At 66.6% G+C, this 14271-nt stretch carries 11 protein-coding genes; 4 read left to right on the top strand and 7 right to left on the bottom strand.

What is annotated here, in order from left to right:
* Positions 1-16: 16 nt before the first annotated feature.
* The 7 genes from AC1PLS_RS03535 to ubiE all read right to left on the bottom strand — a co-directional run bounded on the left by AC1PLS_RS03535 (position 17) and on the right by ubiE (position 10198).
* On the bottom strand, positions 17-1780 hold the full coding sequence (locus tag AC1PLS_RS03535; RefSeq protein WP_481104209.1) for a quinoprotein dehydrogenase-associated putative ABC transporter substrate-binding protein: 1764 nt from the start codon (positions 1778-1780) through the stop codon (positions 17-19).
* Positions 1777-3795, bottom strand: a complete 2019-nt coding sequence (locus AC1PLS_RS03530; RefSeq protein ID WP_481104208.1) for a methanol/ethanol family PQQ-dependent dehydrogenase — start codon at positions 3793-3795, stop codon at positions 1777-1779. The genes AC1PLS_RS03535 and AC1PLS_RS03530 overlap by 4 nt, the downstream gene beginning before the upstream one ends.
* 622 nt (positions 3796-4417) lie before the next feature.
* Complete coding sequence (locus tag AC1PLS_RS03525; RefSeq protein WP_481104207.1) at positions 4418-5041, bottom strand: HAD family hydrolase; 624 nt, start codon at positions 5039-5041, stop codon at positions 4418-4420.
* Between the two features lie 142 nt (positions 5042-5183).
* Positions 5184-5903: a hypothetical protein gene (locus AC1PLS_RS03520; protein ID WP_065032122.1), complete on the bottom strand. Its 720-nt coding sequence runs from the start codon at positions 5901-5903 to the stop codon at positions 5184-5186.
* A gap of 232 nt (positions 5904-6135) precedes the next feature.
* Complete coding sequence (locus AC1PLS_RS03515) at positions 6136-8091, bottom strand: M1 family metallopeptidase (RefSeq protein WP_481104474.1); 1956 nt, start codon at positions 8089-8091, stop codon at positions 6136-6138.
* Positions 8092-8328: 237 nt separating this feature from the next.
* Positions 8329-9219, bottom strand: a complete 891-nt coding sequence (locus AC1PLS_RS03510; protein ID WP_024940237.1) for a GGDEF domain-containing protein — start codon at positions 9217-9219, stop codon at positions 8329-8331.
* 217 nt (positions 9220-9436) lie between these two features.
* Positions 9437-10198, bottom strand: coding sequence for a bifunctional demethylmenaquinone methyltransferase/2-methoxy-6-polyprenyl-1,4-benzoquinol methylase UbiE (gene ubiE / locus AC1PLS_RS03505; protein ID WP_104594044.1), 762 nt, complete (start codon positions 10196-10198; stop codon positions 9437-9439).
* A gap of 87 nt (positions 10199-10285) precedes the next feature.
* Here ubiE and AC1PLS_RS03500 point away from each other — a divergent pair, with 87 nt between their 5' ends.
* The 4 genes from AC1PLS_RS03500 to AC1PLS_RS03485 are packed head-to-tail and all read left to right on the top strand — an operon-like array spanning position 10286 to position 13999.
* Positions 10286-11935 carry an MFS transporter gene (locus AC1PLS_RS03500; RefSeq protein WP_481104206.1) on the top strand — a complete coding sequence of 550 codons (1650 nt, stop codon included), beginning with the start codon at positions 10286-10288 and terminating at the stop codon, positions 11933-11935.
* Entirely contained in the window at positions 11932-13020 is a 1089-nt protein-coding gene (locus tag AC1PLS_RS03495) for an HlyD family secretion protein (RefSeq protein WP_039523380.1), read from the top strand. Before AC1PLS_RS03500 ends, AC1PLS_RS03495 begins: the two co-directional genes overlap by 4 nt.
* Before the next feature lie 26 nt (positions 13021-13046).
* Complete coding sequence (locus AC1PLS_RS03490) at positions 13047-13547, top strand: GNAT family N-acetyltransferase (protein WP_024940234.1); 501 nt, start codon at positions 13047-13049, stop codon at positions 13545-13547.
* The gene (locus AC1PLS_RS03485) at positions 13544-13999 is read left to right on the top strand and encodes a nucleoside deaminase (RefSeq protein WP_184432194.1); all 456 of its coding nucleotides are present in this window, start codon (positions 13544-13546) and stop codon (positions 13997-13999) included. Before AC1PLS_RS03490 ends, AC1PLS_RS03485 begins: the two co-directional genes overlap by 4 nt.
* Positions 14000-14271 lie beyond the last annotated feature (272 nt).

The following is a 14271-nucleotide window of genomic DNA, read 5'->3' as shown; positions in this document are numbered from 1 at the left end:
GCGGCGGGTGACACAGTCATTGCCGGGAGGGGCGCCTGGCCTCGGTAAGCAGCGTGGCCAGCGCGTTATCGCCGCGTGCCTGCGCTAATGCAGCGGCGGTCTTGCCGTCGCGATTGCGTGCGGCAGGGTCGGCGCCGGCCGCCAGCAGGCGCTTGGCCGCCGCGTCGCGCCCGGCCGCGGCGGCCAGCATCAATGCGGTGACGCCGGCCTGGTTGGCGTGGCCAACGTCGGCACCGCCGGCCAGCACCGCATCGAGCATCGCCGGGTCGTCGCGCGCCACCGCGAACATCACCGGCGTGAAACCGGTGGCATTGGCACGCCGTACATCCGCGCCCGCCTTGAGCAAGGCCTGCACCACGCCGACATCGGCGTAGGACACCGCCAGGTCCAGCGCGCTCCAGCCATCGCTGGAGACGGTGTCCACCGGCGCGCGCTTGCCGAGCAACCTGGTCACGCTGCCGGCATCGTTGGCCCAGGCCGCCTTCATCAAGGCGGTCCAGCCGCTGCCATCGCGCGCATCCAGGCGTGCGCCGGCATCGAGCAGCAGTCCGACCAGATCCGGTTCCTGGTTGCGGATGGCCTGATGCAACGGCGGCTCGCCGAGCAGGTTGGGACGGTTGGCATCGGCGCCATGCCGCAACAGCCACGCCACACGCACCGCGTCGCCGGCATCCAGTGCATGCGCCAGTTCCTGGTTCGGGTCGGCACCGTCGGCGATGCGCAGTTGCAGCTGCGCCAGCTCCTGCGAGGACGCGGCCGGGCTTGGCGCCTTGGACACCGGCGTCGGCGTGGCATACGGCCCGTGCGCGGCCAGATCGCCGGCCACCACGCAGTCGCCACAGCGCACCAGCGGCACGTGATAGCTGCGCAGGATCTCGGCGATCTTTGCTGAACTCTGTTGCATGGCCGTGTTCAAGGCATCGCGCAGGTCCGCGTTCTTGCGCGACACCGCCCACGCCATCGAATACTCCAGCACCGCATCGTCGATGGTATTGAGCGGCACCATGCCCAGGCCGCTGCGTTGCGCGTAGTAACCGGCCACCGGGCCCCAGGATTCGGCCGCATCCAGTTCATTGGCGGCGACGCGTTCGACCAGCTTGCCGGGATGTTCCTCCGGCGCCGTGGCCGAGTCGTAGAACAGGTATTGCACCTGGCCGCTGATGCCGTGCTCGTACAGGGCCTGGCGTGCGGGCGAGCTCTGGAACACGCCCAGCCGCAGTGTTTTCAGCGCCGGATCGTCCAGCGATGTCGGCACCAGATCCAGGCCCTTGCGCGTCACCAGCACATAGGCCGAGCGATACAGCGGGCGCGTGGTCAGGCCCTGCTCGAAATCGCTGTTGAGGTCCATCAACACATCGCAGCGGCCGGCAGTGATCGTGCTGCGTGCCAGCCCGCGTTGGTAATAGGTGCGCCACTCGTATTCCAGGCGCCGGCCCATGGCATCGGCCACGACCTGCGCAATCTTGTTCTGAAAGCCCTCGCCGGCCTTGTTGGACAGCGGCATGTTGCCCGGGTCGGCGCAGACCCGCAGCACGTGCGGATCGGGCGTTGGCGGTGGAGCATTGGCCGTGGCCGGTGCTGCAGTGGAGGCCGCCGCCGTGGCGGGCGCCGCAGCGGAATCAGAAGCGCGAGCCGTCGGTGAGGACGGCTCGCGGGTGCAGCCTGCGGCGACGAGTCCGAGGCTGCAAAGCACCAGCAGCCGACACAGCTGCCGGTGCATGCCACGCGCACCGGCAGCGAACTGCCGGTGCGCGCGTCCAACGCCTTGCATGGAACTCATCGTGCGGTCTTCGCTGCGGTGTTGGCGGTGCCGCCGCCTGCAGCCGCCGTGGCGGTTGCACTGGCGGTCACGGTCTTGCCGGCACCATCGATCCGGAAGCTGTGCACCATGCCGCCCAGCGGGATCTTGTCGAAGCCGGCACCAAATGCCAGACCGGCTGCGCCCAGCGCGCCATACGGATCGGACGGATCCAGACCTGCGGCCACCGGCAGGCCGATCCAGCCACCGATGCCGGAGAACACCGCCACGTACTGGTGCCCATTGGCCTTGTAGGCGATCGGGTTGCCGATGATGCCGGAGGGCAGTTTCATCTCCCACAGCTTCTTGCCGGTGTCCTTGTCCACCGCACGGAACCAGCCATCCAGCGTGCCGTAGAACACCAGCCCGCCGTCGGTGACCAGGGTGCCGCTCCATACCGGGAACTTCTCCTTGATCTCCCACTTGGACTTGCCTTCCACCACATCGAAGGCCTTGACGATGCCCAGCGCACCCGGCTCGTTGGGCTTCATCATCACGTTGGCGAACACGTACGGCAGGCCCATCATGGTGTTGCCGCGTTCCTGCGGTTCCAGCTCCATATGCCAGTTGTTGGTGCCGCAGAAGAACACCGCCGCGTTGGCCGGATCCACCGAACACGGCTGCTGGTCCTTGCCACCCATCGCCGAGGGGAAGGCCTGCACCTTCTTGCCGCGCTCCAGCGGCGAATGCGCGGCCACCTTGACCGGGCGGCCGGTCTTCATGTCGATGCGTTCGGCCCAGTTGGCCGGCACGAACTTGTGCGCGCGTAGCAAGGTGCCGTCGCGGCGATCGAGCACGTAGGCAAAGCCGTTGCGATCGAATTGCACCACCGATGGCACCTGCTTGCCGTCGATGCTCAGATCGACCAGGATCGGCTCGTTGATGCCGTCGTAATCCCACTGGTCGAACGGCGTCTTCTGGTAGCCCCACACCGCTTCGCCGGTATCGATCTTGCGCGCGAACAGGGTCATCGACCACTTGTTGTCATGCTCGCCGTTGTTGCATTCCTCCTGCGAGGTTTTGCCGCAGCGATACGACGGGCTCCACAGGCCGGGATTGCCGGTGCCGTAGTAGAGCAGCTTCAACTTCGGGTCGTAGCTGTACCAGCCCCAGGCCGCACCGCCACCACGCTTCCATTCGTCATTGGGAAAGGTCTTGACGCCCAGATCGCCGAGCTGGCCATGCTGCGGGTTGGCCTTGTTGAAATCCGCACCCAGGCAGATCGATTTGTCAGTACCGGCCGCATCGCAGGACCAGGCCTGCTTGCCATCGGCCAGGTTGTAGGCAGCGACACGCCCAAGCACGCCGAACTCGTTGCCGCTGATGCCGGCCACCACCTTGCCGTCGGCGATGATCGGCGCCATGGTGATGGTTTCGCCCTTGTCCGGGTGCGCGAGTTTCTGCTTCCACACTTCCTTGCCGGTCTTGGCATCGAGTGCGATCACATCGCCGCTCAGGCTGCCGAACACCAGCTTGCCATCGGCATAGGAGGCGCCGCGGTTGACCGTATCGCAGCACGCCACCGCCACCGAGCGTTCGTCCTGCTGCGGGGTGTACTTCCACAACACCTTGCCGCCGTCTTCCTGCGCTGCCAGGTCGATGGCGAACACGTTGTTCGGATACGCGCTGACCATGTACATGACGCTGCCGATCACCAGCGGCTGGCCTTCGTGGCCGCGCGTGGCATCGGTCTTCATTTCCCACGACATCTTCAGGTTCTTGACGTTGTCGCGATTGATCTCGGCCAGCGGACTGTGCCGGGTGAGCGCGAAGTCGCGCCCGATGCCGCCCCAGTTGTCCGGGTTGCTGGCATTGGTGGTGAACTCGCTGTCGGTATCGACCACGGCGGCGGCCGCCGGCGCGGCTGCGGGAGTGGCGGCCGGTGCAGGCGTTGTCGTTTCCGTGGCGGCGTCTTTCTTGCAGCCGGCCAACGCGGCGCTCAGCGCAAGCATGAGCAGCACACTGCTGCGCAGGCTGCGACAGGAAGATTGGTGCATATGCGTCTACCCCTCTCGATTGAACAACCAGTCGGTTGAAACATCCCGCAGCGCAGGCGTTGCACCCGCCAGTTGCACCGCGGACGTCGGAAACGTCGAAAGGGAAAGAGCAAACGCCATGCCAGCGCACTGGTGCGACGCACCATGTTGGAGCAGCAGGGTTTGTTGCGATGGCAGTGGCTTGCGCCAGGTGCACTGTCACGGTTCTGGCACAGTTTGCGCCGGGCGTGCTGTGACATGGATGGTGCAGCGGGGGTGGGACTGCCTGTCGGTCAGTGCTGCGCACCTTGCACGCTGGAGGCGACATAGCTTGCTGTGGCTTGCGCAAGGCAACACCTCACCGAAGGCCAGCTACGTCGTCGAACGGGGTGCTGCCGCGTTTCCCTTCTCCCATCGGGAGAAGGTGCCCGAAGGGCGGGCGAGGGTACGGCGCAGACAGCCGTGTGCTGTCCGGCTTGCTGATGACGCGTTGCAAGATTCAGCAGCGTCCACGCCCCTTCGAGCGCATGTCACTTCCAATGCGATGACGGTGTCCTGATCGTCATCGTCATCCAGCGACACGCGGCCAGCCACGCATCGCACTCCATGCTTCGCGCGCCTGGCCTACTCGCCAAAGCTCACGCTAGCGGTTCCACTGCGCCAGCAACTGCGTGCAATCCTGCAACCGCCAGTCGGCAAGGCCGGGCCATGGATCGCCGGGTGTGTTGACCAGCACGGTGCAGGCCCCGACTGCACGGCCGCAGGCCAGGTCGTTGTGGTGATCGCCGACCATGACCAGTGCTGTGCCCTCCACCGCCCAGCGTTGCGCAAAATACTGCAGGCCATCGGGTGCGGGTTTGGGGGCGGCCTCATCGCGGCCGACGATGTCGTCCCAGGCGAATGCATCGTGCAGGCCGATCGCCTGCAATGTCACCTGCGCCAATGCGCGCGCATTGCGGGTGAGCATGCCGAGCCGGCATCCGGCTGCCTGCAACGCACGCACCAGCGCCACTGCACCGGGCGCAGGCTGTGCGGCCTGTGCGAGTTCACGCTCGTGCTCAAGCAACCAGGCGTGTTTGGCTGCGGCCTGCTCGGCCGGCAGCGATGCCAGGTGGTGCAGGATGTCCGCCTCGGGCGGGATCTCCAACGCGCGTCGGATCAACGCGAAATCATGCACCGCTTCGGTCAGCGTGCCGTCCATGTCGAATACCCAGTGGCGGTAGCCGGACAACGCGGGCGAGATCTGTTTGATGGCCATGGCGTCCATACGTGAGGAGACTCCAGAGATGGTTGAGGCAACGCCGCAAGCCGTCAGGGAACGCACATCGCGCACTCACCCGAATGGACCGGCACCTCATGCCGATGCAGTACGCCGACTACGCAGCTGTTGCCGTGCAAGGGCGGTGCGCCTACTTCCAGCCCGGCATCTGGGTGGTATCCAGGCCACCCACGTCGAACTCTGCCGTGCGTGTGCCGCCAGCTTTCACCGGGAACGCGATGCTGATGCGCTTGGCATTGCGCACCAGCTTCCACAGCGCCTTGTCGTCGTCGATGAACATCGCGATCGCTTCATCGGTGTCGGGGCGGTGCGCGGCCATCGGGCGTGCTGCGCCACCATCGGCCGAGACCTGCACCTTGCAACCGCCATAGCAATTGAAGTCGCCGGCCTTGAGCACGAGATAGCTGTGGCGCTTCCACTGCGGGTGATCACGGAACACCAGGCTCACCGGCTTGGGGCCGCTGCCGTCGACATCCACGCGGCTCTTGGCATCGATCATCGCCGAGCGCTGCGTGCCGCCCTTGGCGGGCACCTGCGAGTACTGCCACAACGCCTGCATGCGGCGCAGTTCGCGCGCCTGGTCGCCCTTGGCCTTGATGTCGGCATAGCCGGGTTCGATGCGTGTGGCTGCCGCAGTGCCGGCGTAGCCTTCCAGCAGTGCGGCGCCATGCGCACGCGCCATGTCCCAGTTACCGGCCGTCACCGCCTCGTCGTATTGCTTGGCGAGTGCGTCGGCCTGTTGTTGCTTGGCTTGCGCCTGCGCGCTTGCCTGCGCCTGACGCTGCGCCTCGCGGTCGGTACAGCCACTCACTGCAGCGACGCACAAGGCCGCGCTCAGCAGATACTTCATCGTCGACTCCGGAAGGCATGAAAGGCAGCGGCAACGATACCAGCCTGCCCGCGACAGCCGCGATCAAACGGCCACACAGCGTAGGAGCGCACCCGGGCGCGATGGAGCATTCCCGGTAAAGCCACGTCGCGCCCGGGTGCGCTCCTACGACGGCGATTGCAGGGCGCGATGCTGCCTGCACGATGCAGCAAGGAAAGCGGCGGGAGGGCGTCTACAACGCCCTCCCCTGCCATTACGGCTGCGGCTGCGCCGACGGTGCCGCCTTGGCCTTGGCGATCATCTCGGCCACCGATGCGGTGGTGATCGGGTGGTAGCTGGGCTTGGCCTTTTCGAAGGCCTGCTCGGCGAAGGCGATGCCGTCCGGGGTCTTCAACAATTCGGCGTAGATCGGCAGCACCAGCTTGCGGCGGCCGACGCGTTCGATGAACTCGCCTGCAGCGGGGCGCGCATCGGTGTAGCCGCTGCGGATCGCCAGCGGATACCAGCGCATGGCGATTTCGCCGTTCGGGGTGCCGGTGAAGTGGTAGGCCTCATCCAGCTGCTTGAGCTGCTCGGGCTTGAGCGTGGCGCCCATGCCGCTGAGGAAGTGCACCCATTCCTGCGTGCCCCATTCGCCGGTCACCTGCTTGCTCGGCAGCGTGCCGCTGCCGCTCCAGGCGATGCGCGCGGTGTCCACGATCGAGAAGCTGCGCGAGCGTGCCTTGGCGGCGAAGGCCGGGATGCCCGGCTGCTTCAACCACGCATCCACCTCGGCCGCGCTGACCGTGTTGGGATGCTTGTCCAGCAGGTTCTTGTTTAGGTAATCGACGAACTGGTCGGTGGTGGCGCTCTGGAACGCATGATCGTCGAACCAGCCGCGCAGGAACGGGTCGAACACCTCGCGGCCGAAACGCTGCTCCAGGAACTGCAGGAACCATGCGCCCTTGACGTAGGCCACCTGGCTCAGGGCTTCGTCGGGGTCGCGCTCGGCCAGCGGCGGCAGCGCCAGCGCCTGGTCGGCCGGCGCCATGTCCTTCACTTCGGCCAGCAGGTCGCCCTGGTCGATCTCGCGCTCCATCTCGGCCATCTCCACGCCATACAGCGCCTCGGTGATGCGGGCCTGCACGTAGGTGGTGAAGCCTTCGTTGAGCCAGATGTCCTTCCAGCTGGCATTGGTCACCAGGTTGCCGGACCAGCTATGCGCCAGTTCGTGCGCGACCAGCGAGACCAGCGACTTGTCGCCGACGATCACGGTGGGCGTGGCGAAGGTCAGGCGCGGATTCTCCATGCCGCCGAACGGGAACGACGGCGGCAGCACCAGCATGTCGTAACGGCCCCAGCGATACGGGCCATAGAGTTTTTCGGCGGCACCGATCATCTTTTCGGTGTCTTCGAATTCCTTGGCGGCCTTGTCGGCCATGGCCGGCTCGGCCCACACGCCCGAGCGCGCGGAAATCGGCTTGAACACCACGTCGCCGGCGGCGATCGCCAGCAGATAGGACGGAATCGGCTCGGGCATCTTGAAGCTGTAGTCGCCGTCGCGCGCGGCCTTGGGGTCGTTGTCGGCGCTCATCAGCACCATCACGTCCGGGCGCGAGGTCACATGCGCGCTGTAGGTGAAGCGCACGCTCGGGGTGTCCTGCAACGGCACCCAGCTACGCGCGTGGATCGCCTGCGACTGGCTGAACATGAAAGGCAACTGCTTGCCTTCGGTCATCGACGGCTCCAGCCACTGCAGGCCGGAGGCGGTCGGCGCGGTGTGATAGGTGATCACGACCTTGGCCGGCTGATTCGGCGCCTCGATGGTGAGCTTGCTGCCGAAGGTCTTGTCGGCCGGCGCCAGCGCGAACTGCAGCGGCGCCAGCGTGCCCTTGCCGTCGTCGGCCTGCACCTGCGCAATGCTCAGCTCGCGCGTGTCCAGCACCAGCTGCTTGGCGGCCTTGTCCTTCCATTCCAGCGTGTAGGTGGCGGTGCCGCCGATCTGCTTGGCGTCGAAATCCAGCTTCAGGTCCAGCGCCAGATCCTTGATCACCACCAGCTGCGGCTGGGCGTAGGAGCTTTCGTCGTGGTTGCGGGCGTCTGCTTTCACGGGGGCCTTGGCAGTGGTGGCCGGCGCAGCGGTGCTGGCGGCCGGCGGCGTGGACTCGTTGGAACAGCCGGCCAGCGCGATGGACACGGCCAGGGACAGCGACAGGAACGGGAAGCGCATCGACGGCACCGCAGCAAGGGAATTGGGCATTTTAACGCCCCGGGCGGTTGCCTGCCCGTGCGGCCGATGGCGAGCGCTTGCCGGCTGCTCAACCCGCGCCGGCTGGGGACACCGTGCATGTCGCTGGCCGGATCGGCGCGAACCTTACGCAGTAACCGCGTTAATGGCGTAACTCAGGCTACCCGTGCCTAGCGTGCACCCGCCTGCGGCCCGGCCGCCAGGCGATTACCGGATCGCCTAGACCACCGGATGGCTGCGCGGGCTGTCATGCCCGTCGCGCACCAGACGCCGGCCGCCGGAGAACTTGGCGCGATACATCGCCGCATCGGCGCGGCGATACAGCTCGGTGGCATCCAGGCCACGCTCGCACACCGCGCTGCCGGCGCTCACATGCAGCGGCGCCTCGTCGGCATCCTCGCGTTCGAGCATCGACAGCCATTGATTGAGCTTGAGCGTGGCGTCGTCCTCGCTGGCATGCACGCCGATCAGGAACTCGTCGCCGCCCCAGCGCCCGATCCAGTCCTGCGCGCCCAGCCAGCCGTAGGCCGATTCCACCAGCCGCACGAGCACGCGATCGCCGGCCAGATGGCCGAAGCGGTCGTTGATCGGCTTGAGGTTGTCCATGTCCAGCACGAACAGCACGAACGGCCAGCCTTCGCGCTGCGCGGCGGTGACCGAATCGCGCATCGCCTGCTCGCAGCCGCGCCGGTTCAAGGCCTCGGTCAGCGGGTCGAACAAGGCGTGCTTCTTCAGATCGCGCATGCCGGCATCGATGCCGCGCAGGCTGCGATTGATGCCACGCAGCAACCGCCCCAGTTCGTCGTCGCCATGTTCGGGCAGGCTGGGCAGACGTTGATCGGCGTAATACGCATCCAGTGCGTCGGCGGCGATGCGCAGCGGTGCGAGCAGGCGATACAGGGCCGACAGGGTCGCCGCGGTGCCAGCCAGCGTGGCCAGCAGCGCCACGATCACCACCGACCACAGCGGGCGCCCGCTCAACTCGCTTTGCGCGGCCAGCCAGGCGATCAACAACAGCAACGGCAGGTGGATGCCGACAAAGGTCACCGCCAGCAGCTTGGCGCTGAAGGAGCGGGGAAACACGCGCGACAACCCTGCGTACAAGCGCATCCACGTCTCCGGCAAAAGAGCGCCTAGTGTCGCCGACCGTTGGTGGAGCCGACGCGACGGGAGTCTCAAAAGTTTGTCGGCAAACGCACCTGCGCACAGTGCAATCGTGCGGCAAGCGGACACGAGCATGGCGTGCTCGTGCGATGTCCGACGCGCGATGTCCGGCGCATGCTGCGCGCCGGACCGGACGCTCAGATCACGCTGCGTCGGATCCGGGTCAGATCTTGTAGCCGGAGTGGATCGCCACGATGCCGCCGGTCAGGTTCTTGTAGTGGCAACGCGCAAATCCGGCCTCGCCCATCATGCCCTTGAGCGATTCCTGCGGCGGGTGCTTGCGGATGCTTTCTGCCAGGTACTGGTAGCTGTCGGCGTCGCGCGCGAACAGCTGGCCCAGCCTGGGCAGGATCTTGAACGAGTGGAAGTCGTAGATCGGCTTGAACCAGTCGGCAGTGACTTCGGAAAATTCCAGCACGCGCGCCTGCCCGCCCACCTTCAACACGCGATACATCTCGCGCAGCGCGGCGTCCTTGTCGGTGACATTGCGCAGGCCGAAGGAAATGGTGACCAGATCGAAGCTCTGATCCGGGAACGGCAGCGCCTCGGCATTGCATTGCACGTAATCGAAGCCGGCCACCAGGCCGCGGTTGGTCAGCCGGTCGCGGCCTACCGACAGCATGCCGGCATTGATGTCGCCCAGCACCACCGCGCCTTCGCTGCCGACGCGCTCCTTGAGCAGCACGGCGATGTCGCCGGTACCGCCGGCCAGGTCCAGCACACGGTCGCCCGGCTTCACCTGCGCGGTCGCCACGAAGTAGCGTTTCCATGCGCGGTGCACGCCCAGACTCATCAGATCGTTCATCAGGTCGTAGTTGCGCGCGACCGAGGTGAACACTTCGCCGACCAGCTTCTGCTTGTCCTTGGCAGCGACGTCGCGGAAGCCGAAATGGGTGGTACCGGAGGTATAGGGGGATTCGCTCATGGGCGGATTATCGCACTGCTGACGCCGCCATGACCGCAACCGGACCACAATCGCTGCCTTCCCTGCGACCGGCCCTGCGAGCCCTGCGTGCACGACAAGTACGTCCAGCGCGACTGGCAGCCCCACGAGAAGCCCACCCTGCCCGGGTCGGCCTCCACCCCCCTGCACTCCACCCGGCGCCGCATCCAGTACGGGCTGGTGGGCGTGGTGGTGGCGCTGACCGGCGGGCTGAGCAATGCGCTGGTCACCGCCAACCTGACCTATCTGCAGGGCACGCTGGGCGCCTACGCCACCGAAATGGCCTGGCTGCCGGCCGCCTACGTGATGACCAACATGTCGGCCAACCTGCTGCTGGTGAAGTTCCGCCAGCAGTTCGGGCTGCGGCGCTTCACCGAGATCTTCCTGGCGCTGTATGCGGTCATCGCCTTCGCGCATCTGTTCGTGCACAGCCTGAGCTCGGCGATCACCGTGCGTGCTGCGCACGGATTGGTGGGCGCCGCGCTCAGCTCGCTGGGGCTGTATTACGTGATCCAGGCGTTCCCTGCCAGGTACCGGCTCAAGGCGGTGGTGACCGGGCTGGGGGTGACCCAGCTGGCGCTGCCATTGGCGCGGGTGTTCTCCACCGATCTGCTGGAATTTGCGCAGTGGCAGGGTCTGTACCTGTTCGAACTGGGCCTGGCGGTGTTCGCGCTGGCCTGCGTGCTGGCGCTCAAGCTGCCGCCCAGCGACCGCTATCGGGTGTTCGAGCCGCTGGATTTCCTCACCTTCAGCCTGTTCGCGGCCGGTTCGGCCGGGCTGGCGGCGGTGCTGTCGCTGGGGCGGCTGCTGTGGTGGACCAGCACGCCGTGGCTGGGCGTGGTACTGGCGGCCTCCATCGTGCTGCTGTGCACGGCGGCGTGGATCGAGCACAACCGCCGCAACCCGATGATCAACACGCGCTGGCTGGCCAGTGGCGACATGCTGCGGCTGGGCCTGGCGATCCTGCTGATCCGGCTGGTACTGTCCGAGCAGAGCACCGGCGCGATCGGCTTCTTCCAGACCCTGGGGCTGGCCAACACGCAGCTGCAGACCCTGTTCGCGCTGATGTTGCTGGGTGCAGTGGTCGGCGTGGCCGCCAGCGCGTGGCTGATCAATCCGGCGCGGGTGGCCGAGCATCTGATCATTGCGGTGGCGGCGATCTGCATCGGCTGTTTCATGGATGCCGATGCCACCAGCCTCACCCGCCCGGAGCAGATGTACGTCAGCCAGTTCCTGCTCGCCTTTGGCAGCACCTTTTTCATCGGCCCGGCGATGGTGGCCGGGCTGGGCCGGGTCATCGCGCAGCCCGGCAATCTGATCAGCTTCATCGTGCTGTTCGGCATGGCACAGAACATGGGCGGCCTGCTCGGCAGCGCGCTGCTCGGCACCGTGCAGGTCGTGCGCGAGAAATACCATTCCAGCCAACTGGTCGAACATCTGGCATTGACCGACCCGCAAGTGGCCGCGCGCGTGCAGGCCTATGCCGCGCTGTACGGCCGCAGCATCGGCGACCCGGCCCTGCGCCAGGCCCAGGGCGTGCGCGCCCTGGGCAGCGTGGCCACGCGCGAAGCCAATGTGCTCGCCTACAACGACGTGTTCCTGTTGATCGGCTGCATCGCCATCGCCACCGGGCTGTGGATCCTGTCCGTGCTGGTGTGGCGGCGTTACCTGCGCCCACCCGCTGCGTCCCCCTCTCCTGCTTCCACCGCGCGCCCATGAATACACCTGCAGCTTCAACCTCTCCTGCCGATCTGCAACGTCGCAGGCGCCGCCGCATCGGTGGCGTGATCGGCTTCGGCGGGCTGGCCCTGCTCGGCGTGGCACTGGTGCTGTATGCATGGCGCCTGCCGCCGTTCGTCAGCGCCGTCGAGCGCACCGAGAACGCAATGGTGCATGGCCAGATCACGGTGATTGCGCCGCAGGTCAGCGGGTATGTCACCGAGGTGCCGGTGCAGGACTTCGCCCACGTCAAACACGGCCAGTTGCTGGCCAGGATCGACGACCGCATCTATGCCCAGCAGCTCGAACAGGCCAGGGCGCAGCTGCAGACCGCCCAGGCCAACCTGTCCAACTGGGACCAGCAGCGGCATAGCGCCGATGCCACCATCGCCGAACAACGCGCCGCACTGAGCAGCAATCAGGCCCAGCGCGACCGCACCCGCTCGGCGTATGCGCGCGCACAGCAGCTGGCCGAGCAGAAACTGGTATCCGAACAGGATCGCGACACCGCCTTCGCCGCACGTGCGCAGGCCGATGCCGGCGTGGCACAGGCGCGTGCCGCCGTGCAGGCCGCCGAGGAGAACGCACGCAGCGTCACCGTCAATCGCGCCGCCCTGGAAGCGGCGGTGGCCAACGCGCAGGCAGCCGTGCAACTGGCGCAGATCAATCTGGACAACACGCGCATCCTGGCCCCGCGCGATGGCCAGCTTGGTCAGCTCGGCGTGCGTCAGGGTGCCTACGTCACCAATGGCACGCAGCTGATGTCGCTGGTGCCGGACACGCTATGGATCGTGGCCAATTTCAAGGAAACCCAGATGGCCAAGATCCGCATCGGGCAACGCGCCAGCTTCACCGTGGATGCGTTGGACAATGCGCGTCTGCACGGCCGTGTGCAGGAAATCTCCCCGGCCGCCGGCTCGGAATTCAGCGTGCTGCCGGCCGACAACGCCACCGGCAACTTCGTCAAGATCGCCCAGCGCATTCCGCTGCGCATCAGCGTCGATCCGGACCAGGCGCTGGCACCGCGGCTACGCCCGGGCATGTCGGTGGTGGTGGCGATCGACACCGACAGCGCGGTCGACTGACGCGACACAGCCGCTATCATGCGGTGATGTCGTCCCTGTCCCCATCCTCGCTGCACTGGCAATGCCTGCGCTTCGACCAACTGAGCACCACGCAGTTGTACACGCTGCTGCGGCTGCGCTCGGATGTGTTCGTGGTGGAGCAGCAGTGCGCGTATCCGGAGCTGGATGGCAAGGACAGCCTGCCGGGCGTGCTGCATCTGCTCGGTAGCACCGACGACGGTGCGTTGGCCGCCTATCTGCGCGTGCTACCGCCCGGTGTGAGTTACCCCGAGCCAAGCATCGGCCGGGTAGTGATTGCCGCCACGCAGCGCGGCCACGGCTTCGCACACGCATTACTGCGGGAAGGCTTGCAGCTGGTGCACCGGCAGTGGCCTGCCAGCGCCGTGCAACTCGGCGCGCAGGCACACCTGCAGGCGTTCTACGCCGCACACGGTTTCACGCCCTCGTCCGCACCGTATCTGGAAGACGGCATTCCCCACATCGACATGCTGCGTCGCGCCGACGCCGCCACCCAGGAGCCTGCATGATCACCACCCCCGACTACCGCGCACTGCTCGACACCGCCATTGCCGAAGCCCGCCAGGGCCTGGCCGAAGGCGGCATTCCGATCGGCGCGGCGCTGTACCACAACGACGGACGTCTGCTCGGCTGCGGCCACAACCGCCGCGTGCAGGAAAACGATCCCTCCGTGCATGGCGAAACCGATGCCTTCCGCAAGGCCGGCCGGCAGCGTCGCTACAAGGACACCATCATGGTCACCACGCTGGCACCGTGCTGGTACTGCAGCGGGCTGGTGCGCCAGTTCAATATCGGCACCGTGGTGGTCGGTGAGTCGGTCACCTTCCAGGGCGGCGTGTCCTGGCTGCGCGAGCAAGGCGTCACTGTCATCGACCTGCAGAGCCAGGAATGCATCGACCTGCTGGGCGGCTATATCTCGGCCAACCCGGACGTGTGGAACGAGGATATCGGCGAGGACTGAGCGGTTTGGGTGCAGCGGTTTGGCTGCAGAGCGCTTGATCTGCGGCTTGGCTGCGAGGCCCTTGCCCGCCCACCATCGCAGGACACGCCGCAAGTACGTCCCTGTAGGCTCTTACGCGGCATCCATGCCGCGTAAGGTCCCGCGACGGTGGGCGGGCAAGGACCATCGGAGATGGTCGGTGTGCTTGCTTAAGAGTAGCAAGGGCAGTGCGTGATGCGCGCCGTGACCCTGATGCGCCGGCTCGAAGTCCGACGCACGTTCGGCAAACAGCT

The organism is Xanthomonas sp. NCPPB 3218, assembly GCF_056725185.1.
This window is presented reverse-complemented; position numbering and strand designations above follow the sequence as displayed.

Excerpts from the sequence above, each read along its gene's own strand:
- AC1PLS_RS03510 (WP_024940237.1), bottom strand. The coding sequence starts at position 9,219 with ATGCGCTTGTACGCAGGGTTGTCGCGCGTGTTTCCCCGCTCCTTCAGC.
- ubiE (WP_104594044.1), bottom strand. The coding sequence starts at position 10,198 with ATGAGCGAATCCCCCTATACCTCCGGTACCACCCATTTCGGCTTCCGC.
- AC1PLS_RS03495 (WP_039523380.1), top strand. The coding sequence starts at position 11,932 with ATGAATACACCTGCAGCTTCAACCTCTCCTGCCGATCTGCAACGTCGC.
- AC1PLS_RS03530 (WP_481104208.1), bottom strand. The coding sequence starts at position 3,795 with ATGCACCAATCTTCCTGTCGCAGCCTGCGCAGCAGTGTGCTGCTCATG.
- AC1PLS_RS03535 (WP_481104209.1), bottom strand. The coding sequence starts at position 1,780 with ATGAGTTCCATGCAAGGCGTTGGACGCGCGCACCGGCAGTTCGCTGCC.
- AC1PLS_RS03520 (WP_065032122.1), bottom strand. The coding sequence starts at position 5,903 with ATGAAGTATCTGCTGAGCGCGGCCTTGTGCGTCGCTGCAGTGAGTGGC.
- AC1PLS_RS03485 (WP_184432194.1), top strand. The coding sequence starts at position 13,544 with ATGATCACCACCCCCGACTACCGCGCACTGCTCGACACCGCCATTGCC.
- AC1PLS_RS03490 (WP_024940234.1), top strand. The coding sequence starts at position 13,047 with ATGTCGTCCCTGTCCCCATCCTCGCTGCACTGGCAATGCCTGCGCTTC.
- AC1PLS_RS03515 (WP_481104474.1), bottom strand. The coding sequence starts at position 8,091 with ATGCGCTTCCCGTTCCTGTCGCTGTCCCTGGCCGTGTCCATCGCGCTG.
- AC1PLS_RS03525 (WP_481104207.1), bottom strand. The coding sequence starts at position 5,041 with ATGGACGCCATGGCCATCAAACAGATCTCGCCCGCGTTGTCCGGCTAC.